This window comes from Nonlabens sp. (genome assembly GCF_039941875.1).
Lineage (GTDB): Bacteria > Bacteroidota > Bacteroidia > Flavobacteriales > Flavobacteriaceae > Nonlabens.
In genome coordinates this window covers 480,025-505,671 of record NZ_JBDVDQ010000003.1, presented here as the reverse complement: position 1 = coordinate 505,671, position 25,647 = coordinate 480,025, and the positions used below count along the sequence as shown (strand labels likewise).

Here is a 25,647-nt window from a genome sequence, read left to right as displayed (position 1 = left end):
CTTATGAGATTAATTATTGCATTTTTATTCATAATCTCTTGCAGTGTTTCCACTGCGATTGAAGACCCATATGCAAATTATCACGCTATAGACACCACGCAGTATAAACCTACTCGCGCGTTATACCTATACGACCTTACCATAAAAGAATCTCATAACGCAGGCAAAGTAATTTTAGAATGGAAAAATCAAAAGAACATCACCTATCACATGATAGAGATGCGCGATCCAGATACTAATAAAATTATTTACAGACAGAAACACTATACTAACATAGCAGAGTTTCCTGAAAACGGATTATTCACTATATACCCATTATACTATAAACAAAAAGGAGAACCCATTTCTATAAACCTGGCAGAGGCCAAAGCTAGAAATTACGCTCCAATAAGTCCTAAAAGTTACTATCGCGCACTTGAGAAAGAAGAACAGGCAAAACAACGCCATAAAAAACGAATAGAACAAGAATATCTTAATGAACAGCTGCGTATACAGGCAGCAGATGAACGTGCAAACCGCATCACACCCAAAGTAGTTATTCTAGTTATCATAGTACTATTTCTAGCCGTGTTAATAGTTCTAATAATATGGCTCGTACGTTATCTCATGAAAGATAAAACTCCTCAAGTTAACTACCGCAAGAATAATCAAGGTTGGGATTAACACATCTCCTTTCCAGGACCAAACAAAATTACCTACCTTATATAGCACCTCAATAAACAAAATGAGATCTAAAATTGAACTTTATGTTTTCATTTTGTGACATCTTATTTTTTAATTAGCAGTAAGCAATAGGAAAAACACCTATTAATTATTAACCTTTTAAAAAATAAATTATGCATAAATTACCATCTCCTGTCTACCGTACACAAAAAGAGCTTCTTTATTTATTGAAATTTAACTCTATCGATGTACTAGAAGATAAAGACCAACAGAAAATTAGATTTCATGAGTTGTATCGCGGCATGCAATTAGGGAACCTTTACAAGAACAAGGTTTTTATCACATTTAAAGATTCGCTAAATAATCTTTTAATGATCAACACAACCATATGGGGACTCACCCAAAAATCAATTATCTTAAAAAAAGGAGTAACCATACCCATAACGAGCATAGTCAAGGTAGAGTAAAGAATCTACAAGTTATTTAACTTTTGTTAACGCTTTCGCGAAAGCGAACAATTAAAAAACACAACAATTTCATAAAAGTCTATGAGAACAATAGACTTAAAGAAAAAACACCATAAATTTGAGAAGATGATTTCAATGAACAAACTTCTCTCTCTTTTTAAAGAAACAAGATCTGATTCTGAACACATATGCCAGCCGTTACAAACGGAAGATTATGTTGTGCAACCTATTGTAGATGTATCGCCGCCTAAATGGCACCTAGGTCATACTACCTGGTTTTTTGAAGAGTTTTTATTAGGTCATTACTTACCTAATTATAAAAGATACCACGATAGCTATGCCTATGTGTTTAACAGCTATTATGAGAGTATAGGGAAAAGAGTCGTACGTACGGACCGTGGTAATCTTTCTAGACCTAGTGTCAAAGAAGTTTACGAGTACAGAAAACACGTTACATCTAACATGATTGATTTAATTGAAAATCATTTCAATGAAGAGATGGAACCTATTTTAGAAATAGGCATACATCATGAAAAACAGCATCAAGAGCTATTACTTACAGATATTAAATATATACTAGGTAATAATCCATTACAGCCTAAGTACAAAGACTTTTCTAACGAACAGTTGATTGAAAAGGAAAACAAAGAATTTATTAATATCAACGAAGGCATTTATCACATAGGACATAACTCTGAAGAGTTTTGTTATGATAATGAATTACCTAGACACCGTGTATTTTTAGAACCATATGCTATTTGCAATACATTAGTGACTAATAGAGACTGGATCGAATTTATTAATAGTGGTGGATATTCTGAAGTTATGCTTTGGCATACAGAAGGATGGGATTGGGTAAAGAAAAACTCGATTACAGCACCTATGTATTGGCACAATAATAATGGAGAATGGCATAATTATCTATTAAAGGGAAATACCGCCGTAAATCCAGACGCAGCTGTCACTCACATCTCGTATTATGAAGCATTTGCTTTTGCTCAATGGAAAGGCATGAGATTACCGACAGAATTTGAATGGGAAGCTGCACAATCGCACTTTAACCACGGTAGTAGATGGGAATGGACAGAAAGTGCCTACCTTCCTTACCCTAATTATAATAAACCAGATGGCGCTCTAGGTGAGTACAATGGTAAATTTATGGTCAACCAAAAAGTCTTGCGAGGTAGCTCTATAGCCACCCCAGCAAATCATGCTAGACCTACATATAGAAACTTTTTTCACGCGCCACTTAGATGGCAATTTACAAGTTTGCGACTTGCCAAATCATTATGACAAAAAAAGAATCATTCCAACTGGAATTTGAACAACACGTAACAGAAGGACTAAAGACCTTTCCTAAGTTTTTAAGCTCTAAATATATTTATGACGATCGCGGTGACGAGCTCTTCCAGCAAATCATGGCACTGCCAGAATACTATTTAACTAATGCAGAGTATAACATCGTTGATCAATATAAAGCAGACCTAAGAAAGCTTTTTGAAAACGATAAGGGATTTGACCTAATAGAACTAGGTGCCGGTGATGGTAAAAAAACTAAAGTACTTCTTAAAGAGCTGCATGAAAACGACACTAAATTCACTTACATACCGATAGACATAAGCCAACATGCTATAGATGATCTAGCAAGTAGCATTAAGGGAACATGGCCTAAAATGGATGTGCAAGGAGAACAAGGAACATACTTCAACGTTCTTAAAGAGTTAGCAAAATACAATCAAAGACCTAAGGCCATTATAGTTTTAGGGTCTAACATAGGTAACCTATCTCATGACGAGGCAATCAATTTCTTAAAACAAATTCAGGAAATAATGTCTCCTGAAGATGTTTTATTTATGGGGTTTGATCAAAAAAAGGATCCACTTACCATTCAAAATGCCTATGCAGACACGACTGGCGTTACACAAGAATTTAATCGTAATTTATTACACCGATTAAATAAAGAAATGCAAGCAGATTTTAATGTAGATAAATTTGAACATTGGGAAGCTTATGATCCAGAAACAGGAACTGCTAAGAGCTATCTTTTGGCCACTGAAGCATGCGACGTTCATATTAAAAAATTAAATCTAAAAGTAAGTTTCAATAAATGGGAAACCATTCACACTGAAATTTCTCAAAAATATGACGACCAAATAGTAGAATGGCTAGCAAACCAATCTGGACTTAAAATAACTCAGATATTTGAAGACAACAAAAAGCTGTTCAAAAACTACTTATTTAAAAGAAACTAATATGAAAGCCATTTGGAACGATCAAATCATTGCAGAAAGTAATGAAACAAAAGTAATTGAGAACAACCATTACTTTCCTGCAAACAGTATAAAGAAAGAATTCTTTAAACCTAGCAACACACAATCTAATTGTCCTTGGAAAGGTATAGCAAGTTATCACACCTTAGAAGTAGATGGTAGTGAGAACAAGGATGCTGCATGGTATTACCCTGAAGCAAAACATGCTGCAAAAGAAATAGAAGGGTACGTAGCATTCTGGAAAGGTGTTACCGTACAAGAATAAATCATAGTACTACTTCAAACTATAAAAGCCACAATTTCATTTTCTATGAAATTGTGGCTTTTTAAATATATTACCATTATTAATTCCTAGTATAAACCGCCATTAAACTACTGATACCAGCAGCAGGTGTAGAATTACGGCCACTTATATAACGATCCATTTCAGCACCAGTAACTGTAAATTCAAAAGTAGTAGGCGTAAAAACAACCTGTTTACTATCTGTAATAGTACCGCCGCTTACATTTGCTATTACCGTAAGGACACTATTTGCATCTAACAAATAACTACCAGACTGCGAACTCAGTGGACAACTTAAATTATTATTGCCATCAAAAGCTGGCTCAGCAACAGTACTTGTGAAGTCACCATTTATCAAGAACGATACATCCATAGAAGAAAAACAAGACGCCTCTAGTAACAGCTCTACATTACTGACACCATCTCCATTAAAATCTACAGGAATATCAGAAATAAGAGATGTAAGAACATAATCACCAGCGACAGTAGAGTTTAAAGAAGACCTAGCAGCGTCATCACTTTCACAACTACTTAATGATAAGATTAGAACACATAAGAAGAAAACATTTTTCATGATATAGAAATTTATCTAAATATAACACAAAGTTACCTAATAACTATGAATCAAGTAGTTATTAGAAACAATTACAAATGAAGCATAAATGAACATATTGGTTAAAACGTAAAAAATTGAAAAAGAATCGAATTAAAATCGATGCATAACTAAAACAAAGTCATATTATTGCAAAAAATATTCTTAGTTTAGAATTTTATAATAAAATTAAAAAAAGGCGCTTGGTAATCGGAATTAAAAGATTACATTTGCAGCCCGATTTTAGTTAGTAAAATCATACACAGAATTAAAACTATTTCAAGGTGAATACTTTAAGTTACAAAACGGTTTCAGCAAACAGCGCAACAGTAAACAAAGAATGGGTACTGATAGACGCTGCTGAACAGCCACTAGGTCGTATGTCTTCAATAGCTGCAAAGTTTTTGAGAGGAAAATACAAGACTAATTTTACTCCACACGTAGACTGTGGTGATAACGTAATCATAATAAACGCCGACAAGGTATCGCTAAGCGGTAACAAGTGGAGCGAGAAGACATATATCAGACACACTGGCTACCCAGGTGGACAGCGTAGTCTTACTGCAACTGAGCTTTTTGAAAAAGATCCAGCACGTGTTGTAGAGCACGCAGTAAAAGGTATGTTACCTAAAAACAAATTAGGAAGCGCTATTTACCGTAACCTAAAAGTGTATTCAGGTACTGAGCATGGACATGAAGCACAACAACCTAAAACCATTAATCTTAACGAGGTAAAGTAATATGGAAACATTACACAAAATTGGTAGAAGAAAAACTGCCGTTGCTCGTGTTTACCTTTCAGAAGGTAAAGGTGACGTAACAATTAACAGAAAAGAACTTTCTGACTATTTTACAACAGGAATGTTACAATATAAAGTAAAACAACCTTTTACTTTAACTGAAACAACTGACACATACGACGTGAAAGCTACTGTAACAGGTGGTGGTATCACTGGACAAGCTGAAGCAATTCGTCTTGCGATTTCAAGAGCTCTTGTAGAGATCGATGAAGAAAATCGTCTAGCATTGAAACCAGAAGGTCTTATGACACGTGATCCTAGAATGGTTGAACGTAAGAAATTCGGTCAAAAGAAAGCGAGAAAGAAATTCCAATTCTCAAAGCGTTAATACATTATTATTACTCCCGTTTAATTTCACAATTAAACGGGATTTGTTCTTTTTTTTATTTATATATTAATTTGCTGTCACGCCTGGTTGCCACCAGAGCTCAGTTTAGCATCTAAATAATGAAGGCGATTAAGCATTGCTTATGACCACTACATTATTGCTATCGACAGAACGTAAACTATTTATTATGGCAAATACTTCAGATGTCAAGTCACTACTTGACGCCGGTGTCCACTTCGGTCACCTTACTCGTAAATGGGATCCTAACATGGCTCCTTACATCTATATGGAACGTAACGGGATCCATATTATCAATCTTTATAAAACTACTGCAAAGTTAAACGAAGCTACAGAAGCGCTACGTAAGATCGCTGCATCTGGTCGTAAGGTTCTTTTTGTTGCTACTAAGAAGCAAGCAAAAGATATCGTTGCACAATATGCTGGTGAAGCTAACATGCCGTACATCACTGAAAGATGGCCTGGTGGAATGCTTACAAACTTTGTAACTATCCGTAAAGCTGTTAAGAAAATGGCTCTTGTAGATCGTATGAAGAAAGATGGTCGTTATGAAACTCTTTCTAAAAAAGAACGTCTTCAAGTAGACCGTATGCGTGCAAAGTTAGAAAAGAACTTAGGTTCTATTACTGACATGACTCGTATGCCAGCTGCACTTTTTGTTGTAGACACTGTACGTGAGCACATCGCAGTTAAAGAAGCTTTAAAATTAGGTATTCCTATTTTTGCAATGGTTGATACTAACGCAAACCCACGTGATATCGATTACGTAATTCCTTCTAACGATGATGCGTCAAAATCTATTGACATTATCATTAAAGAAGTTACTGGTGCTATCAAAGCTGGTCTTGAAGATCGCAAGTCTGAAAAGAACGCTGAAGATAAAGCTAAAGAAGCTGCAAAAGCAGAAAAGAAAGCTCCAAAAGCTGAAGAAGCTAAAGTTGCTGCTCCTGCAAAAGACGAAGAAGAATAAACTTATAACGCTAGTTAACTAGTATAAAACTTATTAAAATGGCTAAAATATCTGCTGCTGAAGTAGGAAAACTAAGAAAAACAACCGGAGCTGGAATGATGGACTGTAAAAAGGCCCTTGTTGAAGCTGAAGGTGATTTTGATCAAGCAATTGAGATCCTTAGAAAAAAAGGTCAAAAAGTAGCTGCAAAGCGTGCTGACCGTGATTCTTCTGAAGGAGTTGTTGTTGCAAATATCAATGAAGGTAACACTAGAGGTATTCTTTTATCTCTTAACTGTGAGACTGACTTTGTTGCAAAAAACGACACTTACGTAGAGTTAGCAAACAAGATTGCTGCTGTAGCTCATAACTGTAACTCAAAAGAAGAAGTTCTTGCTTCTAAATTTGATGACAGCATGACTGTAGAAGAAAAACTTATTGAGCAAACTGGTGTTATCGGTGAGAAAATTGAAATAGGTGGTTTTGAAGCTTTTGAAGCTCCATTCGTAGGTGGTTATGTACATGGTAATAAAATCGGTGCTTTAACTGGTCTTTCTACTAGTAGTGATCATGCAGCAGAAGTTGCAAAATCTGTTTCTATGCAAGTAGCTTCTATGGGAGCAACTACTCTTTCTTATAAAGATTTTGATGCAGATTACGTACAAGCAGAAACTGCTTCTCGTATCGCTGCTATCGAAAAAGATAATATCGAACGTGGTCGTTTAGGTAAAAACCTTTTAAACATTCCATTATTTATTTCTAGATCTCAGTTAACTGATGAAGCTCTTGCTACAGCAAAAGCTACTTATGAAGCTGAACTTAAAGCGGAAGGGAAACCAGAAGCAATCTGGGATAGAATCATACCTGGAAAATTAGAGCGTTTTGTTGCTGATAACACTTCTCTTGACAAAGAGCAAGCTTTATTAGACCAAGACTACATCATGGACGATAAGCAAACTGTTGCTAAATTTGTAGAGTCTAAAGGTGCTGATGTTGTAGGATTCAAAAGAGTTTCTATAGCTTAATTAAGCATACTATTATATAATTAATCCGATTTAGTTTTTAACTGAATCGGATTTTTTTTGTTTGTATATATTCCGCTTTCGCGAAAGCGAAATGATAAAATTTAATTAAACCAAGAGTGGTTCAACTAACTTTCACGAACTTTATAAAATGAAACAGCTGACTTTAATTATTTTAATAGCGATATCAACATACTCGTGTAAGACATATAAACAAGAAACAAATCTTCAAAATAAACATCAAGGATTAACTATAGATCACCTTAAAGATTTAGCACCTGTAATAACAGAAACATCTGGACTAGAATATTATCAAAATCAAATTATAACACATAACGATAGCGGAGACTCGCCCACATTATACTTTTTAGACACCTTAGGAAATCTTCTCTACAATAAAACGTACAGAAACATGAAAGCTGTGGATTGGGAAGATATAACAAAGGATGACGAGTATCTCTACATAGCAGATTTAGGGAATAACTATGGAGACCGTAAAGACTTAACTATTTATAAAATTGCATTAACTGATTTACAAAATGAAGATGCTACAGTAACTCAATTAAACATCGATTACCCTGATCAAAAATCATTTGATAGAGGTGAGCAAAATCACCCTTATGACGCAGAATCTATAGTGGCAGTAGAAGAGAATCTTTATGTGTTTTCAAAAGACTGGAAGGATCAAACCACAATTATCTACAAAATAGGTAAAGATAAACAGCATCAAACAGCTCAAAATATAACATCTTACGACATAAAAGGTCTAGTTACTGGAGCAACGTATAATGGAACTAATACCGTAACCGTATGCGGTTATAATACCAATTTAATTCCTTTTGTATATAGAATTAATTATCAAAATGGCAAATTTGAGTTTACAAAAAAAGAAGAACTCTTAATAGAAGGAGGCGCACAGGTAGAAGGCATCATTTCCATAAATAGCGACAGTAATAAAGAAACGTATTATCTATCTTCTGAAGCAGCAAACATAAAACTAGGAGAAGACGAGGCGCTTACTACTAGTCAATTATACAGAGTAAAATGGTTAAAATAAATGATTAAAAAACCTTAACTCCTGACTTTAAAAATCTACCCCATACTTTGCTGTACACATGCACATTATCTGTAGGAGTGTCGTTAACATCTAAAACTTCATAACCAGCGTCCTTCCAAGAGAATATACTACCGTAAAGATTACTGACATCTGTATAGCCATCTTTAAGCATTTTCTCACCAAAACTCTCAGAACGTATACCTACACTACAATAAACTACTATTTTTACATCCTTACTTAACTCTGGCATCCTTTTATTTTTATATCTCTCTCCTACCCATATAGCTCCTGGCAGGTGACTAACGTCGTATTCTTCCTTCTTACGAGTATCTAGAACTACATACTGATCATAATCCATTTTTAAGGTTTGCACACTTAGATACGGAACGCTCATTTTATTATAGGTATTTAATAATTCTGGAATATTTTTTTGAGACACTTCCGCTTCTTGCCCAGCAGCGATTGTCGAGCACATTATAAAAAAGATCAATATCAATAACCCTACAATACTCTTCATTCTCTATTTTTTAATTCGCTTTTCATTTTGTTTTACAAAAGATGCCCAACCGCTGTAATTCTTACTTACTTCGATACGGCCGCTGTTATAAAAATGACATACTGCAGCAGCAAGTCCGTCGGTCATATCCAGATTTTTAGGCAATTCTTTAATTCCTAAAAGACTCTGCAACATCTTTGCCACTTGTTCTTTACTAGCACTTCCTTTTCCAGTAATCGCTTGTTTAATTTTAAGTGGCGCATACTCAAAAACTGGAATATCTCTAGATAACCCTGCAGCCATAGCCACACCTTGAGCACGTCCCAATTTGAGCATAGATTGTACATTTTTACCGAAAAAAGGTGCCTCTAGAGCCATTTCATCTGGATTATACGTGTCTATTAACTCAATAGTACGCTCAAATATACGACGCAACTTCACATACGGATCTTTTATTTTCCTCATATCCAGCTCATTCATCTGGATAAAACTCATGGTATTACCTTTTACCTTTATGATACCAAAACCCATGATCGCAGTACCAGGATCTATACCTAGAATAATTTTTTCTGTTGCCAATTGTTGTATTTTTCGCACATGTTTATCGCGCTTCACAAATCTAAGCAATTCCTAGCTCCATTGATCAAATTCATCATCGTTGTGATTTGCGCATATGCACTTTATTCACAATGGCAAGATCGCTCCATAAATACAGACATCATTTGGGCTACCATTAAAACTTTACCATTTTACACTTTACCATTAATGATTGCAATAAGCATGCTTAGCTGGATGGTAGAAAGTAAAAAATGGCAATACTTAATAAATGACCTTTATTTGTTACGCTTTCGCGAAAGCGTAACTCAAAACCTCACAGCGCAAGCAGCCAGCTTTATAACTCCTTTTAGAACAGGAGAATTTGCTGTCAAGTCTTTATACTACAACAAGTTTCTACGCAAAAACATACTATCAAGAATACTAGCTGGTAACACGTCGCAAATGGTAATCACTACCATTTTAGGAGTTATAGGACTACTATTTTACTTGAAAAAAAACCTAGAAATAGAATCGGTATTCTTACTTCTATTTACCGTTACACTACTTTGCTTACTTGCAGTTACACTAACTCTATGGGTACTCAAAAAATGGGATTCCGGATCTATGAGTAAAGCAACGTGGTTTTCTACATTATTCTATTCCCTATTGAGATACCTTGTGTTTTCTAGCAATTGGTTACTAATACTATTGCTTCTAGATAACGACTCTTCCATTTTAATAATGATTAGAAACATCACTATATTTTACTTAGCGGTTTCTATAATTCCCGTATTTCAGTTATTTGATATAGCCATAAAATGGACAGTTGCCACGTACATTTTTACAGAAACATTTCATAATTCAGAGATTATAATTATAACAACTACCCTTATATGGTTCACTAATTCCATAGTGCCGACAGTTCTAGGCTGCTTATTATTACCTTTTCAGAAACTTAAAACCGTTAAAGAATGATCTGGTTATTCTCTATAATAATGATAAGCTATGCACTGGTTATTTTATGGCTTTCTAAGGAAGCCTTAACCTATCCAGAAACAAATGCTATTACAGACAGCAACCTATTACCATTCACCATCATTATTAATTACCGTAATGAAGAAAACAACCTACCTACATTACTTGAATCAATAAGGAATCAGGAATATGACTATAATCTATTACAGTGGGTTTTTATTAATGATAGTTCTACAGATAGAGGCATTCAAATTTTAAACTCTTTTAAAAGCACCCATACTAAACTAGATATTTTATTACTAGATAGAATACCAAAATCTGCCAGCGCAAAAAAAGATGGAATTACTCAAGCCATAAAACAAGCCATAAACAAACATATTATTACAACTGACGCAGATTGTATTTTACCATCTAAATGGATTTCTAGCTATAACGCAAAATATCAACAGCATAAAAATGCTCATTTTATCGCAGCACCAGTTCAAATACAACAAGAGCACAACTTACTATCCAGCCTCCAACATCAAGAAATGATAGCCTTACAATTAATCACTATAGGTAGTTTTGCTTATGATAAACCTTTTATGTGCAACGGCGCAAATATGAGTTTTACTAAAAAGGCTTTTAATGATGTAAGTGGGTATAGTGGAAATAGTCATATATCTAGTGGTGACGATATTTTCTTATTAGAAAAACTAGCTAGCAAAGACATTACAAAATGTCATTATCTAAAATCTCAAAACGCAACTGTAAATACACATTCTAAAAACAATTTAATAGACATAATAGCGCAACGTGCACGTTGGGCTCAAAAAGGTAGTGAAACTAAGAGCGCACTCAATAAACTTGTTAGTTTACAAGTATTAGTGATGAGTATATCTTTTATTGCAAGCCCAATACTGTGGTATTTTTCACAAATTACCAGTAAGACATTTCTAGCTCTAGTTCTTACAAAGGTTTTCACAGATTTCATTACCCTATCGATAGGAGATCAAATATTTAAAAATGTAAAATGGAAACTTGCTATAATTAACTTTACCATATATCCATTTATAGTAATTTTAATTGCAATCAAAAGCCTAACAAAACCTAAATGGCAAGGCAGGAAAGTTAATTCCCTAGAGAATCCACAGGAATAAAAACAATAGGCAATCTATACGTAGTAGACACTGGTATGGATCGTTTTACAGCACTCTTTATAACTGGAAAATCAGTTAATCGATCTTTTAGTATAGAATCGAGTCGCTCTTTATTGATAGTACGAGCACATTTAAAAATACTATCATATTCTATCACACCTTTTTTATCAACGCTTATAGAAGCATAAACACTATCTTTTTGCTCCAGTTGTATAGCGATGTAATCTTCTCTCAATTTTTGATCTATAACGTTACATAACATCTCATAAAAACAATCTGACGTAGTAAGCATCTCGTCACAATCATCAAATACAGGGTAACGGTCTACAGAATCCATATCCATACCTTGCATTTCTTTTCTAGCCATATCCTGCGCTCGCTCCTCTTTATCCTCCTCAGATAAACAAGAAACACAAACACTTAAGAAAAGTATCATTAATACAAAACACCCTTTATTCATAGAGCTAATTTACAACCTTTCTATTTTTTGGCAGCTAGAAAGATCTCTTTACGTAAATCCTTCCTACGCGCATCAACATATTCCATGTAAGAACTATTAGGATACTGAGTAACAAACTGCTCATAAAATTCTAATTTCTTAGTTTTATCCGCATAGAATTGATCGGCCGCTCTGTAAGAAGCATTTAATGATACCGCTTTCGCGAAAGAAGACACAGCATCCTCTACCCTGCCCAAATCATTATAAGTCTTACCCATATAATAACGGTATGTAGCATTCTCGGGAAATTCAACTATTAATTTATCGAAAACATCAAAAGCAGTAGCAGGGTCATTATTTCCTAAAGAAAGACGAGCGTACTCAAATCGAGGTCGCAAACTCGCACTATCCTTCTTAAAACCATCTTGGTAACTAGATAGCGCGTTATGCACTTCACCTAACTGGCTGTATGCTCTCGCAAGTTTGAAGTAACTATCATCGGTAGTTTTATAAATCTCGATAGCATTCTTATAATCTCCTATCGCTAGTAAGCTATCTGCAGCAGCAAGCTGTCCATGCATTTTAACAAAGATTAATATTAATAAAATAAGTAAATAGTTTCTCATGTTCTAAATTTAGGCACACTTATTGAAAACTAAAAATATAAACTACTTATTATGAAATACATCACTATTCTTTTTGCTCTCGCTATTACGTTAACATCGTGCAACAGTAACGACGATTTTATTGACACTAACACTGATACTATCTCACAATCTTTTGAAACAACAGTTGATTTTATTGCTCCAGATTATGAAGTAATCATTCCAACACCTAATAATATTGACCAGTTTGAAAATGACATGACTCTAGTATATATACTTTTTGACGTAGATGAAAACGCTGGAGATGTATGGAGATTATTACCACAAGTACTATATACTGACTTTGGTGAATTTCAATATAATTACGATGCTACAACTACTGATACAAGAATTTTCATTGACGCTCCAGCCTCAACAGATTTAAATCAACTAAGCAATGCAGACATCTCTAATCAAACTTTTAGAATCGTTAGAGTTCCTGTCGGACTTTTTAGCTCAGACTTAGACATAAACAACTATGACGCAGTTATGAACGCTGTAGGCTTAGATACACAAGACATTATGGTTATAGAATAATAACCTAAACATTCATGAAGAAGGCAGTTCCTAATTATTAGAGCTGCCTTTTTTTTATGCGTTTTGTTCTAACCAAAGGGCAACACCATCCTCTGCATGATGTACTGTAGAATATTTAGCTGCCTTTTTAACGACATCTCTTGCGTTCTCTACGGCAACACCATAACCTACAGCGCCTAGCATGTCTTCGTCATTATAATTATCACCAAAAGCGACAACATTTTCCATTCCTATATCAGAAAATCTAAAATCCAACAATTTTCTTAAAGCTACTTCTTTAGATGTTCCACTAGGTGTGATCTCGATATACGTACTTTTAGATCTATAAAGACGTACACTAGGACCTATTTCCTGTTCCGCTTTCGCGAAAGCGGAATCAATAGCATCTCTATCGCCCATAAACATAATCTTGTGCGCACCACCTTTATCTTGGGTCTTTTCTAAATAATCCAAAGTAACAGAAACATCCTGCACAGTAGGCTGCACTCTAGTATTATGAATTTCTCTCTCAGACCATTTATCCATAGAAGGCACAAACCACTCCTCTTTTCTATAAAGAGATACATGAAGTCCGTTCTCTTGAGCTATTTCAGACAACGCTTTTATTTCATTAAAAGGAATACTCAACTCATACAACACCTCTTCTTCATGTAACACAAGGGCGCCGTTATAACATATCATAGGAGATTTCACTATACTCAAAGCCTCTTGAAGGTAAACCATAGCCTGTGGCATTCTTGCCGAAATAAGAATTTTGGGCATGTCTAGTTTCTCAAGAGAAGCAATTGTTCTATCTGATAGATATCTTTTATCATTTAATAAAGTACCATCTATGTCTGTTGCAAAAAGTTTTATCATAATTCAAAGATAATTATTTACATCATTCTTTAATATCAATACAGCGATCAATATATATATTTTTAGAAAAATTAAATTATTTTTTTCTTTATGGCCACATAGTTTTTAAACACTGAATACAAAGCACTTAAACTCATAAAAACCAAACAAACGTGACAAAACTATCGCTGTTATCAAATTTTTTCGAAATTATTTTCAAAAAAGTGTTGTCAGTTTACAAAACAGTCGTATATTTGCAACCGCTAACGCAGGAAACGAGTTAGCAACGTTCTTTAGAACACGGTCTGGTAGTTCAGCTGGTTAGAATACATGCCTGTCACGCATGGGGTCGCGGGTTCGAATCCCGTCCAGACCGCAATACTTTTTAAGTATGCAATTCAAGTTGTGTGTCCTCAGATACAATTGAGGACTTTGAAGGTAATCACAGATTACTTTTTGAGAAGCTTTTCCAAACGGAGAGGCTTTTTTGTTTTATAGAAGTTTTAGATCTTAAGCATTCTATGCAATATTTAAATCCTTACCTTTTCCTACAAATACTTCCAATCGAAATAATACCGTAGTTTTGTAATACCAATCAACCTCTCTTGAAAGCTAATCGTTTATTTTTCATTGATGCCGTTAGAGCATTTGCCATCATAATGATGCTACAAGGTCACTTTGTAGACACATTACTTGCTGTAGAATACAGAGACGAAGAAAATATAGTTTTTCAAATTTGGAAATACTTTAGAGGCATCACCGCACCTACCTTTTTCACTATTTCTGGGATCATTTTTACCTACCTATTAGTGAAGTCCAAAAAAAATGGAACCAGTAACATACGTATTAAGAAAGGAGCTATAAGAGGTGCAATGCTCATATCTATAGGTTATGCGTTAAGAGCACCAGTATTTGACTGGATACAAGGCGTGTTTAAAGATTACTTTTTAATCGTAGACGTACTTCAGTGCATAGGTCTTTCTATATTATTTACCATACTTATATATCTAGCCACCTTTAAAAAGTCTGCAGTATTTTCAATAATCATGATTAGTCTAGGCACAACAATATTTCTTTGCGAGCCTCTTTATAGATCTCTAGATACCTCGCACTTACCTTTATTTATCGCAAATTACTTAACTAAAACAAATGGCTCTGTATTCACTATAATTCCATGGTTTGGATATATGGCATACGGCGCTTTCATTGCTACCTTATTCTACGGTTTTTTAGAAAAAAATAAATTTAAAACTATATTAGTTACAGGTCTATTAATAATAGGAACAGCTCTTATATGGTATTCCTCTAAATTCTTTAATTGGATCTATCTTCAGTCCGATATAACTCTATTTGAAAAAGTCGCCTATTACAACTATCTATTCACCAGGTTAGGTAACGTACTTATTCTATTAGGAACATTTTACTGTTTTGAAAAATACGTCAAACAATCATTGATACTTAAAATAGGTCAGAAAACACTATCTATATACGTCATACACTTTGTAATTATTTACGGAAGCCTAACAGGTGTAGGCCTGCATCAAATCATAGGTAAAAACCTCAATCCATATCAGACTGGCGCCGGCGCAATCATATTTGTCGCCACTGTTTGCGCACTATCTCTTTATAGAGTAAAGACCAACCAGTTTATCTATATACGATTAAGAAAACTTCTAGGACGCAATTAATCGACCATAAATAGGTAATTGCTATGCGTTTAAACTATTAAAACAGCTTTTAAACGACTATTTGTATAATTATAAAAACAAAATTTCAGAAGCTCTATTAATATGTAAATTTGCATAGAATTAAAACAACATAACCATGAAAAAAGTATTTTTAGGAGCAGTAGCTTTAGGATTAATCTTCACAGTAAGCTGTAGAGAAGTAGAAAAAGGAATGGATGACGCAAAAGCTGGAATGGAAGAAGCTGGTGATTCTATGAAAGACGCTGCAGGAGACATGAAAGATGCTGCCGCTGACGGAATGGATTCTGTAAAAGAAGGTGTAAACGAAGCTGGCGAATCTATAAAAGACGCTGCAAATGACGGTCTCGACGCAGTAAAAGATGGAGCTAACAACAGCATGGATGCTGTAAAAGAAGGCGCTAACAACAGTATGGACGCTGTAAAAGAAGGTGTTAATGAAGCTGGAGAGACTGTAAAAGGTGCTGCATCAGAAGGAATGGACAAAGCTGGAAAAGCTGTAGACGATGTTACAGCTAAAGCTAAAGCAGCAACTGAAAAAGCTACTAACGGATTAAAAGACAAAATGAACGGTAACTAAATCCATCATTTATATTATAAAAACCGCTATATAGCGGTTTTTTTTATGCCCTATTTTTAAATCAAAAAAAAATCTACCTGAAAAATACTGAAATTCAATAAAAAACTGCACTGACTCAATGTTTTATAAAAAGCTTTAAACCAAAAAAGCTCTTCATTTCTGAAGAGCTTTTCTTTTGTGCGGATGACAGGAATCGAACCTGCACGCCGTGAAGCACTAGATCCTAAGTCTAGCATGTCTACCAGTTCCATCACATCCGCTTACTGATGTCCCTATTTGGGACGGCAAATATACACTCTTTTCAACAATTACAAATTCTTTATTAGAAAAATTTTCAACCTTTCTTATCTTTACATCAAACACAATTGAAATGAACACTAAATCTTACGTTGAGAAAAACAAAGATCGCTTTATAAACGAGCTTGTAGAATTGCTCAAAATCCCATCTATCAGTGCAGACCCAGCCTATAAAGATGATGTAATAAAAACTAGTGAGGTTATTAAAAACTCTCTTCTAGAAGCTGGTTGTGACAAAGTAGAAATTTGTGAAACTCCTGGTTACCCTATCGTTTATGGAGAAAAAATCATAGATCCTGACCTTCCTACAGTGTTAGTTTATGGTCATTATGACGTACAACCGCCAGATCCTATCAATCTTTGGAACAGCCCACCATTTGAACCTGTAATTAAAAAAACAGATCTACATCCAGAAGGAGCTATTTTTGCTCGTGGAGCATGTGATGATAAGGGACAAATGTACATGCATGTCAAAGCCATGGAATACATGACTGCTAACAACGACTTACCATGTAACGTAAAGTTCATGATAGAAGGTGAAGAAGAAGTAGGTAGTGAGTCACTAGGATGGTTCTTAGAGCGCAATCGTGAAAAACTAGCTAACGATGTAATTCTTATATCTGATACTGGCATGATCGCAAAAGACGTACCTAGTATAACTACTGGACTGCGTGGATTAAGCTATGTAGAAGTAGAGGTTACAGGCCCTAATCGCGATTTACACTCTGGTCTTTATGGTGGCGCAGTGGCTAATCCTATCAACATTCTTTGTGACATGATCTCGCAATTACAAGATGAGGATAACCGCATCACCATTCCTGGATTCTATGATAAAGTAGAAGAATTAAGCACTGAAGAGCGTGCTGAAATGGCTAAAGCACCATTCTCTCAAGAAGCCTATAATAAAGCCTTAGACATCGCGCAAGAACACGGTGAGAAAGGATACACTACTAACGAGCGCAACAGCATACGACCTACACTAGATGTAAACGGTATTTGGGGTGGATATACTGGTGAAGGAGCAAAAACAGTTATTGCTAGTAAAGCTTATGCAAAAATCTCTATGCGTTTAGTACCAGATCAAGACTGGCATGAAATTACAGACCTTTTCAAAAAACACTTTGAAAGCATAGCACCAGCAGGTGTAAAGGTAAAAGTAAATCCGCATCATGGTGGTACTGCTTATGTTACACCTATTGACTCTTTAGGATATCGTGCAGCAAGTGCAGCATATGAAGACACATTCGGTAAAACACCTATTCCACAACGCAGTGGTGGTTCTATTCCTATAGTAGCCTTATTTGAGAAAGAACTAAACTCTAAATCCATTTTAATGGGCTTTGGACTAGACAGCGATGCAATTCACTCACCTAATGAGCATTTTGGTGTATGGAACTATCTTAAAGGAATAGAGACCATTCCACATTTCTATAAACACTTTACAGCAATGAGTAAATAATTACAGATTCTTTGATGTATATAAAAAATCCCATTCTAGATAGAATGGGATTTTTCTTTGTTGCGCTTTCGCGAAAGCGATATATAAATTAATTGATTGCTAGATTTAATGCAACCGTAAATATTTGACCAGTACCACTAAAACGCTCTACCCATACCTCAATATAATCATTAGGCTCAAGGTCAAATACTCCCACAATAGGAACAGCACTAATATCGCGCACCGTTGTCGAAGGAGGCACAGAAGCCGCATTATTAATTACCTTCCACACGCCTGTCGCGTCTATTACCGTAGGTGTTGGATCACCAGCACGTCCACGAGCTATATAAAAGATATATCTATCTCCGGGCGTACTACCCTCAAAAGAAACACTAGAAGAAACATTAAAGAAACGTTTTTTCTTTCCTTCATACACCACCCTATTACTACCAGAACTAGAAAATCTAAATAAATTATTAGAAGTTGTTGCACCAGCTAATTTTATAGGAGTACCATTACTAACACTTCCAAAAGTCGTCCCAGCACCACCACCAGCAGTAAAATTAAAATTAATATCAGCTACAGAAACTTGATCTGTTTCTACAGGAAGTCCAGAGCAATTCACATTCCAGTGTTTTGTAAAATTAAAACCGGTATAAGTACCAACGGTATAAGGATTTACATGCATACCAGGCCCTACAAAACTTAATTGAGAAAGTGTAGCATCATTATTAATAGTAGGATTTGCACTTACATCCACACCTACTTCACCAGTATCTGCCTCTATTCTACCACTACTCATTTGTAAATTATTGAACGTACCAGAAAAAGTGATAAACGTTCCTGTATTTGATGCCGTCCAGAAAACATTACTCATTAAAAAAGTAGACATATTAGAAACCGTAAGACCACCTGTATTTCCTAAAAATTGAGAAATACTAAAAAACACAGTACCTAAAGAATCCAAAGTACCTACAGAATTTGCTCCTACATAAATAGTATTGTTACTAACTAGCAATTCTGTGCCAGTACCAGTAATATCAAAAATAGGATTACCATTACCAGATACCGTTAGATTTCTTAGACTACCACCAGAGGCACCTTGGAAAAAGGCAGCACCACTAGCGTTTATAATTATGTCTTCTCCCGAGTCTATACCTTCCATATATGCACCGTTCAAATTAATTGGGAAATCAAAAGTGACACTACCATTAATTTCATATAAGAAATCTGTATTTAATAAATACTGAGAACCAGACCCTGCGATCAACTCGTCAGATAAATCTGAAATATCTTTAACTAGCTTATAGTTTTCTCTTATTTGCGACCTTCCTATATAATTCCACTCACCACTACGGTAATATTTAAAATCTTGTAAATCTGTATCGTACACCATTAAACCATCTGCCGGCGCGGTTATTAATAATCTTTCGGCTGTAGTCATTCTAGGAACTAAAAGTCCTTTATCGTCAGATGAAATATCTAACATAGCACTAGGGTCTGGTAAATTTGTATTAATCCCTACCTGCGAGAAAACTATTCCGGTAGCAAATAATATGATTAATGTAATAACTGATTTCATATAGTCGTCTTTGTATTGCAAAATTAAAGAGATAATAAAAAACGTCTTTGCAAATTAATTAACGGTAGTTAATAATTTGCTTAATTTTAAATTATAAATTAATATTTTAACGTTTTTAACAATGATTTTAACTCAGTTCATCGATTTAATACATAAATAACAAGACTAAAAGCTGTTTTAATGATTCCGCTTTCGCGAAAGCGGAACTTTTTAATTCACATATGTGATCATAAATAGACACAAGATTCTAACAAACACCCTACACCGATGGCTCTCAGACCGATCAAAAAGGAAACCTTTTAATAAAAACCTAAGTCATTTTTCACCATACTAAAACTGCAATCAATACAAAATTAAATGCTCTACACTTGTAGAATTAAAATATTGTTCTACATTTGTAGAGTTGGATTCTAATAAATTATTGAGAAAATGAAATTATCAAAAACCGAAGAAGATCTTATGAGTCATTTATGGAAGCTAGAAAAAGCTTTTATGAAAGAACTGTTAGAAGAATATGAAGAGCCTAAACCAGCAACCACAACTATTGCTACTCTTTTAAAACGTATGACAGACAAAGGTTTTGTAGGCTATGAACTATTCGGTAAAAGCCGTCAGTATAAACCACTGGTTAAAAAAAGTGACTATTTCTCAAAACATGTAAATGGATTGATTAAGAATTTCTTTAATGATAGCGCTTCACAGTTTGCATCTTTCTTCACAAAGGAAACCGACTTGACTAAAAACGAGTTAGAAGAACTGAGAAAAATTATCGATCAACAAATAAAAGATAAATAGTAATGGAACATTTTTTAATTAATTCCACAGCCTGTTTATTTACCTTATGGTTGGCATACAAATTATTACTAGAAAATACATCATGGCATTCCTTTAAAAGATTCTATTTGATAGGTGCACTTATCATATCGATAATCATACCTTTTATAGTCGTGAAAACTATAATTATACCCATAGAAGAGATTCCATTTGTAGATTATAGTTCTCTAGTTATAACAGAAACTATGGTAGATCAGCCTAGTTTTGAGATCGATTGGTTTTATGTATTCAGTGGTATTTACATTATAGGTGTTGCAATTATGTTGTGGCGTTTTGGCAAGAATTTGAGCTCTTTTAGAATCCAACAAGAAGATGAGATCAGTTCTTACAAAGCCTATCAGCTTATTTTGCGCAATCACCTGACCATACCGCATTCATTTCTCAAGCGCATTTTCATTTCAAAGAAAGACCACGAATCCAACAACATTCCCAAGGTTATTCTAGAACATGAAAAAGCACATTTAGATCAAAAGCACTCACTAGACATATTATTTATTGAGTTGCTTTTAATTGTCCTATGGTTCAACCCATTGTTATACATCATTAGGTATTCCATAAAGCTGAATCATGAATTTCTTGCAGATAGCGCTGTTTTGAACCAGGGAATCTCGACGGTATCCTATCAAGAGGTTTTATTAAAACATGCTACCACTAGCTACCAACAGGCGATGGCAAACACGTTTACATTTCCTATCATCAAAAAAAGATTTAACATCATGAAAACACATACATCAAATACCAGCCTAGTCCTAAGAAGTCTAGCGCTTATACCCATTCTAGCATTACTTGTTATAAGTTGTGGCAAAGAAGAGACCGAATTTATAGAAGTAGAGGAAACAATCATAGAAGTTGAAGAGATTCCTACAAATAAAAAGCTGATTATAGTAGATCCTACTGATTCTGAAGGGAAAATCACAATACAAGGAAAACCACATTTTTACAAAATAACAGAAGATAAAATTGATATCTATAATGAACATGGAGAACTTCAAGATTTTGAAAGTCAAGGTTATGAAATAAGAAGAACAGATGAAGAGATAGAGATCATTGAAGTTCTTGAAAATGTAACTTCTAAAGACATTGAAGAGTATAATTTCCAGGCAAAAAAGCATCAAAAATTTATAGAAGAAAAAGGCCATGTAGTAGTGTTTAAGGAAGACACTAAACGCATGCAACTAATTTTTAATTCTATGAGTGACCAGCAAAAAGCAGAAAATGAACCGTGGCCCTATTTATATTGGGATAATGATATAACTCCAGGTGATATTCCTCCACCGCCACCGCCAGCAGCTCCATCTAAAGTTCAAGGATATATAAAAGTAGATGGAAAAATTCATTATTATACCATAAAAGAAAATGACAAGGCTTTTTATGACCGCTGGGGAAATAAGATAGATGTAAAGGATAAAACCGTAGAATATCTAGACCAAAAAGATTTACCACCGCCGCCGCCTGCAGATCCTATAGATTATATAAAAAACTCTGGTGATAATATGAATTATTACATCAATGACGTAAAAGTAAACGCAGAAAAAGCAAAAGTTTTTATTGAAAAGAATGGTAATAAAGGCGTACAAATTATGCCAGTTAATGGTGTGAATTCTTTAAAGATGACAAGTGAAAAAAGTGATTCTTGGAAAAATGTATCTTACTTTTCAAATGAAGGTGCAACAAAAAGTTCTAAAAATTCATCAAGCGCCTCTATAAAAGTTTCAAGCTCGGATTCAGAAACCCCTTCCATTAATAAAGATCAAGATAGAGAAGATTATAATTCTCGTATGCTCATTTTGAGGGTAAGCCAAGAACAGAAAAAACCTATTTCTTATTTAATAAACAATAGGAACTCTACGATGAACGAAGTTCATGCATTCATAACAAGTAACCATGATTGTGGTGTTTCATTTAATGAAAACACCAGGGTGTTACATATGTACAATAAATCAAAAGAGAAAATGAGTGCAGACCAACTGCAAAAAATTTACGAAATGCTTTTCAAAGAGCACAAACCAAAAGACGAAAAAGTAAAATTTACAATGGTTCGTGAAACCCAATGGAAAGTAGTCACTATAGATGCAACGGTAAATAAAGGTGCATTTAAAAGAAATGGAGCAAATTACACGTATGATTCTAGCAACTTGAGTCAAATTAAAATATTTGATAGCAAGGGTAAACTATTGAATGATATAGAATATAAAAACCTAGCTGTAGGTTTTAATCCCGTATGGATTGATGGAGAACAGAAATACCAAGAGTTATTAAAACAACCGGAAATTATCGAAGGTTTCAATAATGGTACTTATGCGGTATTCTATAGAGTTGGAAATAAAAGTAATTATACAAAAAACTATAAAGAAGCATTAAAAATAGATGCGAGCAACACATTTTTATGGCTGGGATCTACTTTAGAAAGCACAACTATTCAGTTAGATCCACATTCTTGGTCCAATACAAATCCTAGTTATAAACAGTTTCAAAAGAAGGTGAAAAAATAACAGAATTATATTCCTTCTCAAACTGTAACAATCCACAATTTCAAGCGTTTATAAAAGACAACCCTTTTATAAACGTTTTTTTATGCAATCTTTTTTTATCTTTTGCAGTGGTGCTGATGCTGAGTTACTGGACCAGTGCAGCGCTGGCGAGCGTAATAAATATGCCGGTATAGGTGCAACGGTTTTCTTTACCGCGCTTATGGCGTTTTTTGCAGCCAGTTATGCGCTTTTTACCATTTTTGATAGTTACTGGATAGCCGGTGCTTTTGGATTGGTTTGGGGTTTATTGATCTTTAATCTGGACCGTTATATAGTTTCTACACTTAAGAAAAGTGACCGTAAAATCAATGAATTGTGGCAAGCTGCGCCTCGTATAGTTCTAGCACTTATAATAGCTGTTGTTATTTCAAAACCTCTTGAATTAAAGATTTTTGAGAAAGAAATCGATCAGGTTTTACTGGAAGAGAAAAACGCGATGACTTTAAATAATCAAGAGCAGGTTGCTAGTTTATTTGCTGTTGAAGAGTCCGCTTTCGCGAAAGCGATACAAGATTTAAAAACCGAAATCACCACAAAAGAAGTCGAAGTAGAAGCACTCTACTCCACATACATCACAGAAGCCGAAGGAACATCTGGAACCAATAAATTAGGCAAAGGCCCGGTATACAAGGAGAAACGAGAAAAGCATGATGCTGCTCTAGCAGAACTTAAAGAATTAAAAATCTTAAATACCGATAAAATAACGGCCATAGAATCGCAACTAGCCGACTTAAAAACTAAAGAAACTTTACAGCTGGCCGCATCGCAGCCTATTATAGAAAACGTAGACGGACTTATGGCGCGTATTGAAGCCTTAAATAAATTACCTTTTATCACATCATTCTTCATCTTCTTACTATTTCTAGCCATAGAAACATCTCCTATCATTGCCAAATTATTATCACCTCGAGGAGAATATGATTACAAATATGCAGAGCGAGAAGATCGAGTGATATCATGGGTAACACAACAAAAGCAACAGCAAACCATACTTACACAAACTGATAAAGAATTAAATAACAGAGTCTATAAAGAAATCGCAGACGAAGACGAACTCTATACCTACAAGAAAAAAATAGCAAGAGAACTCATGCAAAAACAAGCCGATGCTTTCTATAAAAAACAAAATGGAATATTAGGATAAAAGATTGGAGATTGGAGATTGGAGATTGGAGATTAACGATATCTGATTTTTGATTTATCATTCCGCTGCAGAGCGGGATCGCTATAAATAAATCTTGATTCCTGAATCCAATTTCTTGAATCTTCTTTGGAATTCAAGTTCTTACACTATCCAACCATTCTCACGAGCGTGAGTAACGGCTTCTTTAGATTCTTTTACTAATAACATAGGGCATATGGTAAAACCGTCCGCAATGGATTTTACTCTCAACATTTTCTTTTTATGATCTACAGACCTTAAATAAATAGCCATTATACGATCAGGAAATTGTTGTGCGACGTCTTTATAATAATCGGCATCGTGCTCACCACTATCTCCTATGAGTATAAATTTCATATGGGGATAGTGTTTTAAGATGTTTATTAGTTCGTGCTCTTTATGAGGTCGTTTTAATTTAGGCGTTCTATCCCATGGTGTAGGAAAATCTCGCAATAAAATAGGTCCTTTGGGAAACCCATGAAAGTCTAGAAATTTCTCTAAATATTTATACAAATTCCATGGACTATTACTTAAATAGAACATAGGATTTTGATCGTTACTCGACGAGCCTCTATGTAATAATTGATAAAAGCTGGCAGCCCCTTTTAAGGGTAAACGACGGTCATAATTCTTAAAAAAGGTATTAAAAGCCACACGCATTTTAAGAAAACTAGTCACACCAGTATGCATTATAGTGTCATCTATATCACTTATAACACCATAAGCTGCAGTTTCTAGTGGTATTAATGACTCTCCAGAGAATTTATTTATTTTGAGACGTTTTTGTCGTTTCGCTTTCGCGAAAGCGGAATTATCCTCATCAAAACTTACCGTTAAGGATAAGTATCCTTCTTTATCTGTTAAGGCATCAAGGTCTATATCAGTCTTTATATTAAAGAGAAAATAGCCTTCATGATCTGCTTTTACCTCAAAAAACTTACCGTTAGGCAAGGTTAATTTTACCTGAGCATTTCTTATCTCATCTGTAGCAAAAGTACGCCAAGTGTTGCGCAGCGTCTGGTACAAGGTCTGTTGCTCATAATGTTTTAAAGGCTGATCTTCTAGTGCGCGACCACGTATATACAAATGGTTTGCACCACTATACGTACGATATATGTCGAGAATCCAAGGATCGCGTTTAAAAATTGCCATGTTGTGAAAATAATCGTTTTACACCAACTGTCTTATAGAATGCTGGTTAATAAAAGTTTAAATGCTTATTTATTGTTTCTTAACTGCCTTAGACCATACCATATAGCCATTAAAAATAAAAAGCCGAACCAGATAAAACTTCGGTTTTGTTCACCGTCGGCGATTTTATAACCTAAGATACACAAACTTATAACACACATGGCGATAAGTAATTTGTAAAACCAGTCTGGAATCATATTTTAATTTTAAGAGAAGTGACAAAATTAAGAAATAAAGCCTAGTGAGAAAACTAACTCACCTAGCTACCTATAG

The 25,647-nt window shown here is 34.7% G+C and carries 27 protein-coding genes and 2 tRNA genes; 20 read left to right on the top strand and 9 right to left on the bottom strand.

The genetic code is table 11. The annotated features are described in order from the left end of the window. Window positions 1-3 precede the first annotated feature (3 nt). From ABJF08_RS02660 to ABJF08_RS02640, 5 genes are all read left to right on the top strand, one after another. Window positions 4-663 (top strand): hypothetical protein, encoded by a 660-nt coding sequence (locus tag ABJF08_RS02660; protein WP_348114496.1) that lies wholly within the window; start codon window positions 4-6, stop codon window positions 661-663. Between the two features lie 173 nt (window positions 664-836). After that, window positions 837-1,130 carry a hypothetical protein gene (locus ABJF08_RS02655; RefSeq protein WP_348114495.1) on the top strand — a complete coding sequence of 98 codons (294 nt, stop codon included), beginning with the start codon at window positions 837-839 and terminating at the stop codon, window positions 1,128-1,130. 126 nt (window positions 1,131-1,256) lie between these two features. Then, window positions 1,257-2,423 carry an ergothioneine biosynthesis protein EgtB gene (gene egtB, locus ABJF08_RS02650; RefSeq protein ID WP_348114574.1) on the top strand — a complete coding sequence of 389 codons (1,167 nt, stop codon included), beginning with the start codon at window positions 1,257-1,259 and terminating at the stop codon, window positions 2,421-2,423. After that, window positions 2,420-3,382, top strand: coding sequence for an L-histidine N(alpha)-methyltransferase (locus ABJF08_RS02645; protein ID WP_348114494.1), 963 nt, complete (start codon window positions 2,420-2,422; stop codon window positions 3,380-3,382). Before egtB ends, ABJF08_RS02645 begins: the two co-directional genes overlap by 4 nt. Window position 3,383: 1 nt before the next feature. After that, complete coding sequence (locus tag ABJF08_RS02640) at window positions 3,384-3,665, top strand: DUF427 domain-containing protein (RefSeq protein ID WP_348114493.1); 282 nt, start codon at window positions 3,384-3,386, stop codon at window positions 3,663-3,665. A 79-nt stretch (window positions 3,666-3,744) separates the two neighbouring features. Here ABJF08_RS02640 and ABJF08_RS02635 read toward each other — a convergent pair whose 3' ends face one another. Then, window positions 3,745-4,257 (bottom strand): hypothetical protein, encoded by a 513-nt coding sequence (locus ABJF08_RS02635; RefSeq protein ID WP_348114492.1) that lies wholly within the window; start codon window positions 4,255-4,257, stop codon window positions 3,745-3,747. Between the two features lie 302 nt (window positions 4,258-4,559). Between ABJF08_RS02635 and rplM the strand changes: the two genes are divergently transcribed. From rplM to ABJF08_RS02610, 5 genes are all read left to right on the top strand, one after another. Next, window positions 4,560-5,015: a 50S ribosomal protein L13 gene (rplM, locus tag ABJF08_RS02630; protein WP_348114491.1), complete on the top strand. Its 456-nt coding sequence runs from the start codon at window positions 4,560-4,562 to the stop codon at window positions 5,013-5,015. 1 nt (window position 5,016) lies between these two features. Further along, window positions 5,017-5,403 (top strand): 30S ribosomal protein S9, encoded by a 387-nt coding sequence (gene rpsI, locus ABJF08_RS02625; protein WP_104513858.1) that lies wholly within the window; start codon window positions 5,017-5,019, stop codon window positions 5,401-5,403. A gap of 187 nt (window positions 5,404-5,590) precedes the next feature. After that, entirely contained in the window at window positions 5,591-6,391 is an 801-nt protein-coding gene (rpsB, locus tag ABJF08_RS02620) for a 30S ribosomal protein S2 (RefSeq protein WP_104513859.1), read from the top strand. A 38-nt stretch (window positions 6,392-6,429) separates the two neighbouring features. After that, entirely contained in the window at window positions 6,430-7,395 is a 966-nt protein-coding gene (tsf, locus tag ABJF08_RS02615; RefSeq protein ID WP_348114490.1) for a translation elongation factor Ts, read from the top strand. Between the two features lie 148 nt (window positions 7,396-7,543). After that, window positions 7,544-8,449 carry a hypothetical protein gene (locus ABJF08_RS02610; RefSeq protein WP_348114489.1) on the top strand — a complete coding sequence of 302 codons (906 nt, stop codon included), beginning with the start codon at window positions 7,544-7,546 and terminating at the stop codon, window positions 8,447-8,449. Between the two features lie 4 nt (window positions 8,450-8,453). Here the strand turns inward: ABJF08_RS02610 and ABJF08_RS02605 are convergent, their stop codons facing one another. Next, a complete protein-coding gene (locus tag ABJF08_RS02605; protein ID WP_348114488.1) occupies window positions 8,454-8,966 on the bottom strand; it encodes a rhodanese-like domain-containing protein in 513 nt (170 codons plus the stop codon). Window positions 8,967-8,969: 3 nt separating this feature from the next. After that, window positions 8,970-9,524, bottom strand: coding sequence for a crossover junction endodeoxyribonuclease RuvC (ruvC, locus tag ABJF08_RS02600; protein WP_348114487.1), 555 nt, complete (start codon window positions 9,522-9,524; stop codon window positions 8,970-8,972). An 18-nt stretch (window positions 9,525-9,542) separates the two neighbouring features. On the opposite strand from ruvC, the gene ABJF08_RS02595 reads away from it, so the two are divergent. Together ABJF08_RS02595 and ABJF08_RS02590 are read left to right on the top strand one after the other, a co-directional pair. Beyond that, on the top strand, window positions 9,543-10,457 hold the full coding sequence (locus tag ABJF08_RS02595) for a lysylphosphatidylglycerol synthase domain-containing protein (RefSeq protein ID WP_348114486.1): 915 nt from the start codon (window positions 9,543-9,545) through the stop codon (window positions 10,455-10,457). Then, window positions 10,454-11,596, top strand: a complete 1,143-nt coding sequence (locus ABJF08_RS02590; RefSeq protein WP_348114484.1) for a glycosyltransferase — start codon at window positions 10,454-10,456, stop codon at window positions 11,594-11,596. Before ABJF08_RS02595 ends, ABJF08_RS02590 begins: the two co-directional genes overlap by 4 nt. Here the strand turns inward: ABJF08_RS02590 and ABJF08_RS02585 are convergent. Further along, window positions 11,568-12,056 carry a hypothetical protein gene (locus ABJF08_RS02585; protein ID WP_348114483.1) on the bottom strand — a complete coding sequence of 163 codons (489 nt, stop codon included), beginning with the start codon at window positions 12,054-12,056 and terminating at the stop codon, window positions 11,568-11,570. The genes ABJF08_RS02590 and ABJF08_RS02585 overlap by 29 nt on opposite strands. 20 nt (window positions 12,057-12,076) lie before the next feature. Next, a complete protein-coding gene (locus tag ABJF08_RS02580) occupies window positions 12,077-12,661 on the bottom strand; it encodes a tetratricopeptide repeat protein (RefSeq protein ID WP_348114482.1) in 585 nt (194 codons plus the stop codon). A gap of 51 nt (window positions 12,662-12,712) precedes the next feature. Here ABJF08_RS02580 and ABJF08_RS02575 point away from each other — a divergent pair, with 51 nt between their 5' ends. Next, a complete protein-coding gene (locus ABJF08_RS02575; RefSeq protein ID WP_348114481.1) occupies window positions 12,713-13,216 on the top strand; it encodes a dihydrolipoamide dehydrogenase in 504 nt (167 codons plus the stop codon). 54 nt (window positions 13,217-13,270) lie between these two features. On the opposite strand, the gene ABJF08_RS02570 is transcribed toward ABJF08_RS02575, so the two are convergent. Continuing rightward, the gene (locus tag ABJF08_RS02570; protein WP_348114480.1) at window positions 13,271-14,074 is read right to left on the bottom strand and encodes a Cof-type HAD-IIB family hydrolase; all 804 of its coding nucleotides are present in this window, start codon (window positions 14,072-14,074) and stop codon (window positions 13,271-13,273) included. Window positions 14,075-14,355: 281 nt separating this feature from the next. Between ABJF08_RS02570 and ABJF08_RS02565 the strand changes: the two genes are divergently transcribed. From ABJF08_RS02565 to ABJF08_RS02555, 3 genes are all read left to right on the top strand, one after another. Then, window positions 14,356-14,429, top strand: a tRNA-Asp gene (locus tag ABJF08_RS02565). 229 nt (window positions 14,430-14,658) lie between these two features. Further along, window positions 14,659-15,741, top strand: a complete 1,083-nt coding sequence (locus ABJF08_RS02560) for a heparan-alpha-glucosaminide N-acetyltransferase domain-containing protein (protein ID WP_348114479.1) — start codon at window positions 14,659-14,661, stop codon at window positions 15,739-15,741. 136 nt (window positions 15,742-15,877) lie between these two features. Beyond that, a complete protein-coding gene (locus tag ABJF08_RS02555; protein ID WP_348114478.1) occupies window positions 15,878-16,339 on the top strand; it encodes a hypothetical protein in 462 nt (153 codons plus the stop codon). A 178-nt stretch (window positions 16,340-16,517) separates the two neighbouring features. Here ABJF08_RS02555 and ABJF08_RS02550 read toward each other — a convergent pair. Further along, window positions 16,518-16,599, bottom strand: a tRNA-Leu gene (locus ABJF08_RS02550). Window positions 16,600-16,709: 110 nt separating this feature from the next. Here ABJF08_RS02550 and ABJF08_RS02545 point away from each other — a divergent pair. Further along, a complete protein-coding gene (locus ABJF08_RS02545; RefSeq protein ID WP_348114477.1) occupies window positions 16,710-18,095 on the top strand; it encodes a dipeptidase in 1,386 nt (461 codons plus the stop codon). Window positions 18,096-18,183: 88 nt separating this feature from the next. On the opposite strand, the gene ABJF08_RS02540 is transcribed toward ABJF08_RS02545, so the two are convergent. Next, window positions 18,184-19,656, bottom strand: a complete 1,473-nt coding sequence (locus ABJF08_RS02540; RefSeq protein ID WP_348114476.1) for a cell wall anchor protein — start codon at window positions 19,654-19,656, stop codon at window positions 18,184-18,186. A 429-nt stretch (window positions 19,657-20,085) separates the two neighbouring features. On the opposite strand from ABJF08_RS02540, the gene ABJF08_RS02535 reads away from it, so the two are divergent. The 3 genes from ABJF08_RS02535 (at window position 20,086) to ABJF08_RS02525 (ending at window position 24,165) form a co-directional block, all read left to right on the top strand. Then, a complete protein-coding gene (locus tag ABJF08_RS02535; RefSeq protein ID WP_104513872.1) occupies window positions 20,086-20,451 on the top strand; it encodes a BlaI/MecI/CopY family transcriptional regulator in 366 nt (121 codons plus the stop codon). Window positions 20,452-20,453: 2 nt separating this feature from the next. Further along, window positions 20,454-22,982, top strand: a complete 2,529-nt coding sequence (locus ABJF08_RS02530) for a M56 family metallopeptidase (protein WP_348114474.1) — start codon at window positions 20,454-20,456, stop codon at window positions 22,980-22,982. An 82-nt stretch (window positions 22,983-23,064) separates the two neighbouring features. Next, window positions 23,065-24,165, top strand: coding sequence for a DUF4407 domain-containing protein (locus ABJF08_RS02525; RefSeq protein WP_348114473.1), 1,101 nt, complete (start codon window positions 23,065-23,067; stop codon window positions 24,163-24,165). 141 nt (window positions 24,166-24,306) lie between these two features. Here the strand turns inward: ABJF08_RS02525 and ABJF08_RS02520 are convergent, their stop codons facing one another. Continuing rightward, window positions 24,307-25,335, bottom strand: coding sequence for a phosphatase domain-containing protein (locus ABJF08_RS02520; protein ID WP_348114471.1), 1,029 nt, complete (start codon window positions 25,333-25,335; stop codon window positions 24,307-24,309). Window positions 25,336-25,647 lie beyond the last annotated feature (312 nt).

Excerpts from the sequence above, each read along its gene's own strand:
- rpsI (WP_104513858.1), top strand. The coding sequence starts at position 5,017 with ATGGAAACATTACACAAAATTGGTAGAAGAAAAACTGCCGTTGCTCGT.
- ABJF08_RS02590 (WP_348114484.1), top strand. The coding sequence starts at position 10,454 with ATGATCTGGTTATTCTCTATAATAATGATAAGCTATGCACTGGTTATT.
- ABJF08_RS02610 (WP_348114489.1), top strand. The coding sequence starts at position 7,544 with ATGAAACAGCTGACTTTAATTATTTTAATAGCGATATCAACATACTCG.
- ABJF08_RS02575 (WP_348114481.1), top strand. The coding sequence starts at position 12,713 with ATGAAATACATCACTATTCTTTTTGCTCTCGCTATTACGTTAACATCG.
- ABJF08_RS02660 (WP_348114496.1), top strand. The coding sequence starts at position 4 with ATGAGATTAATTATTGCATTTTTATTCATAATCTCTTGCAGTGTTTCC.
- rpsB (WP_104513859.1), top strand. The coding sequence starts at position 5,591 with ATGGCAAATACTTCAGATGTCAAGTCACTACTTGACGCCGGTGTCCAC.
- ABJF08_RS02520 (WP_348114471.1), bottom strand. The coding sequence starts at position 25,335 with ATGGCAATTTTTAAACGCGATCCTTGGATTCTCGACATATATCGTACG.
- ABJF08_RS02605 (WP_348114488.1), bottom strand. The coding sequence starts at position 8,966 with ATGAAGAGTATTGTAGGGTTATTGATATTGATCTTTTTTATAATGTGC.
- ABJF08_RS02540 (WP_348114476.1), bottom strand. The coding sequence starts at position 19,656 with ATGAAATCAGTTATTACATTAATCATATTATTTGCTACCGGAATAGTT.
- ABJF08_RS02595 (WP_348114486.1), top strand. The coding sequence starts at position 9,543 with ATGTTTATCGCGCTTCACAAATCTAAGCAATTCCTAGCTCCATTGATC.
- ABJF08_RS02545 (WP_348114477.1), top strand. The coding sequence starts at position 16,710 with ATGAACACTAAATCTTACGTTGAGAAAAACAAAGATCGCTTTATAAAC.
- ABJF08_RS02640 (WP_348114493.1), top strand. The coding sequence starts at position 3,384 with ATGAAAGCCATTTGGAACGATCAAATCATTGCAGAAAGTAATGAAACA.
- tsf (WP_348114490.1), top strand. The coding sequence starts at position 6,430 with ATGGCTAAAATATCTGCTGCTGAAGTAGGAAAACTAAGAAAAACAACC.
- ABJF08_RS02655 (WP_348114495.1), top strand. The coding sequence starts at position 837 with ATGCATAAATTACCATCTCCTGTCTACCGTACACAAAAAGAGCTTCTT.
- ABJF08_RS02645 (WP_348114494.1), top strand. The coding sequence starts at position 2,420 with ATGACAAAAAAAGAATCATTCCAACTGGAATTTGAACAACACGTAACA.
- ABJF08_RS02555 (WP_348114478.1), top strand. The coding sequence starts at position 15,878 with ATGAAAAAAGTATTTTTAGGAGCAGTAGCTTTAGGATTAATCTTCACA.
- ABJF08_RS02580 (WP_348114482.1), bottom strand. The coding sequence starts at position 12,661 with ATGAGAAACTATTTACTTATTTTATTAATATTAATCTTTGTTAAAATG.
- ABJF08_RS02570 (WP_348114480.1), bottom strand. The coding sequence starts at position 14,074 with ATGATAAAACTTTTTGCAACAGACATAGATGGTACTTTATTAAATGAT.
- ABJF08_RS02525 (WP_348114473.1), top strand. The coding sequence starts at position 23,065 with ATGCAATCTTTTTTTATCTTTTGCAGTGGTGCTGATGCTGAGTTACTG.
- ABJF08_RS02530 (WP_348114474.1), top strand. The coding sequence starts at position 20,454 with ATGGAACATTTTTTAATTAATTCCACAGCCTGTTTATTTACCTTATGG.
- ABJF08_RS02585 (WP_348114483.1), bottom strand. The coding sequence starts at position 12,056 with ATGAATAAAGGGTGTTTTGTATTAATGATACTTTTCTTAAGTGTTTGT.
- egtB (WP_348114574.1), top strand. The coding sequence starts at position 1,257 with ATGATTTCAATGAACAAACTTCTCTCTCTTTTTAAAGAAACAAGATCT.
- ABJF08_RS02635 (WP_348114492.1), bottom strand. The coding sequence starts at position 4,257 with ATGAAAAATGTTTTCTTCTTATGTGTTCTAATCTTATCATTAAGTAGT.
- ABJF08_RS02535 (WP_104513872.1), top strand. The coding sequence starts at position 20,086 with ATGAAATTATCAAAAACCGAAGAAGATCTTATGAGTCATTTATGGAAG.